Origin of the sequence: Austwickia chelonae NBRC 105200 (genome assembly GCF_000298175.1) — a bacterium.
Lineage (GTDB): Bacteria > Actinomycetota > Actinomycetes > Actinomycetales > Dermatophilaceae > Austwickia > Austwickia chelonae.
In genome coordinates, this window is record NZ_BAGZ01000015.1 from 1 (window position 1) to 564 (window position 564).

1 protein-coding gene is annotated in these 564 nt (G+C 66.8%); it reads left to right on the forward strand.

Annotated features, from left to right (window positions below; genetic code table 11):
• Positions 1–156: 156 nt before the first annotated feature.
• The coding region (locus AUCHE_RS10800; protein ID WP_006503341.1) for a S8 family serine peptidase at positions 157–564 on the forward strand (408 nt) is incomplete at its 3' end.

The following is a 564-nucleotide window of genomic DNA, read 5'->3' on the forward strand; positions in this document are numbered from 1 at the left end:
GCGGAGTCTTTGAAGAGGCGTGAGCAGTTGAAGATGGCTGGCGTAGCTGTGGTGGCGGTGGCTGGTGTGCTTGGTGGGGTGTTCTGGTGGCGGCGTCGCCGTGGTGTGGGGCGGCAGGGCTGACGTAGGGCTGTTGGTGGGGGATTGGTGGTTGTGATGGTGGCTCGGGTGTGTGTGGGTGTGTTGGCGGGTGTGTTGGTGGTGTTGCCGGTGTCGGCGGCGTCAGCGACGGTGGGGGCAGTGCCGGTGGTGGGGGCTTCGGAGGCGGAGCAGCGGGCGGCGTTGGAGGAGCAGATGCGGGTGGCTGCGGCGGCGAAGCGGGGGGTGGCGCGGGAGTTGTCGTGGTGGATCACCGGGTTGGGGGTGGATCGTTCGGTGGGCGTGTCACGAGGTGCGGGGGTGAAGGTGTGTGTGATCGATTCGGGAGTCGATGCGACGCATCAGGATCTGGTGGGGGTGCGTTTTGAGGGGGGTACGGATGTGTCGGGTCGTGGGGGTCCTGGTGGGTTGAAGCCGCAGACTGCTCATGGGACGGGGATGGCGGCTTTTATTGCTGGTCGGGGG